Below are 1,289 nucleotides of genomic sequence, written 5' to 3'. Positions count from 1 at the left end.
CTCACAGCCAAACTATCAGGTCAAGTCTGCTTTTATTATTTTTAAGCGTGCATAATAAGCCCTACACAAATTGGGAGATATATCATGAAAGGCTGGCTTTTTCTTGTTATCGCAATAGTTGGCGAAGTAATCGCAACATCCGCATTAAAATCTAGCGAGGGCTTTACTAAGCTTGCCCCTTCCGCCGTTGTCATAATCGGTTATGGCATCGCATTTTATTTTCTTTCTCTGGTTCTGAAATCCATCCCTGTCGGTGTTGCTTATGCAGTCTGGTCGGGACTCGGCGTCGTCATAATTACAGCCATTGCCTGGTTGCTTCATGGGCAAAAGCTTGATGCGTGGGGCTTTGTAGGTATGGGGCTCATAATTGCTGCCTTTTTGCTCGCCCGATCCCCATCGTGGAAGTCGCTGCGGAGGCCGACGCCATGGTGACGGTGTTCGGCATTCTGAATCTCACCGAGGACTCCTTCTTCGATGAGAGCCGGCGGCTAGACCCCGCCGGCGCTGTCACCGCGGCGATCGAAATGCTGCGAGTCGGATCAGACGTCGTGGATGTCGGACCGGCCGCCAGCCATCCGGACGCGAGGCCTGTATCGCCGGCCGATGAGATCAGACGTATTGCGCCGCTCTTAGACGCCCTGTCCGATCAGATGCACCGTGTTTCAATCGACAGCTTCCAACCGGAAACCCAGCGCTATGCGCTCAAGCGCGGCGTGGGCTACCTGAACGATATCCAAGGATTTCCTGACCCTGCGCTCTATCCCGATATTGCTGAGGCGGACTGCAGGCTGGTGGTTATGCACTCAGCGCAGCGGGATGGCATCGCCACCCGCACCGGTCACCTTCGACCCGAAGACGCGCTCGACGAGATTGTGCGGTTCTTCGAGGCGCGGGTTTCCGCCTTGCGACGGAGCGGGGTCGCTGCCGACCGGCTCATCCTCGATCCGGGGATGGGATTTTTCTTGAGCCCCGCACCGGAAACATCGCTGCACGTGCTGTCGAACCTTCAAAAGCTGAAGTCGGCGTTGGGGCTTCCGCTATTGGTCTCGGTGTCGCGGAAATCCTTCTTGGGCGCCACCGTTGGCCTTCCTGTAAAGGATCTGGGTCCAGCGAGCCTTGCGGCGGAACTTCACGCGATCGGCAATGGCGCTGACTACGTCCGCACCCACGCGCCTGGAGATCTGCGAAGCGCAATCACCTTCTCGGAAACCCTCGCGAAATTTCGCAGTCGCGACGCCAGAGACCGAGGGTTAGATCATGCCTAGCATTCACCTTCCGGCCGCCCGCTA

General features: G+C 57.1%; 2 protein-coding genes. Both read left to right on the top strand.

Annotated features, from left to right (window positions below; genetic code table 11):
• Positions 1-84: 84 nt before the first annotated feature.
• Positions 85-432 carry a quaternary ammonium compound efflux SMR transporter QacE delta 1 gene (locus R7Z50_RS24300; RefSeq protein WP_000679427.1) on the top strand — a complete coding sequence of 116 codons (348 nt, stop codon included), beginning with the start codon at positions 85-87 and terminating at the stop codon, positions 430-432.
• Positions 426-1,265, top strand: coding sequence for a sulfonamide-resistant dihydropteroate synthase Sul1 (gene sul1, locus R7Z50_RS24295; RefSeq protein WP_000259031.1), 840 nt, complete (start codon positions 426-428; stop codon positions 1,263-1,265). Before R7Z50_RS24300 ends, sul1 begins: the two co-directional genes overlap by 7 nt.
• Positions 1,266-1,289: the final 24 nt, after the last annotated feature.

It is taken from the genome of Vibrio sp. 1249-1, assembly GCF_033340495.1.
Note: the sequence above shows the minus strand (reverse complement) of the source record. Positions and strands in the feature narration are given on the sequence as shown.

What these genes read in the sequence shown, in the direction of transcription:
- R7Z50_RS24300 (WP_000679427.1), top strand. Translation starts at nt 85, where the DNA reads ATGAAAGGCTGGCTTTTTCTTGTTATCGCAATAGTTGGCGAAGTAATC.
- sul1 (WP_000259031.1), top strand. Translation starts at nt 426, where the DNA reads ATGGTGACGGTGTTCGGCATTCTGAATCTCACCGAGGACTCCTTCTTC.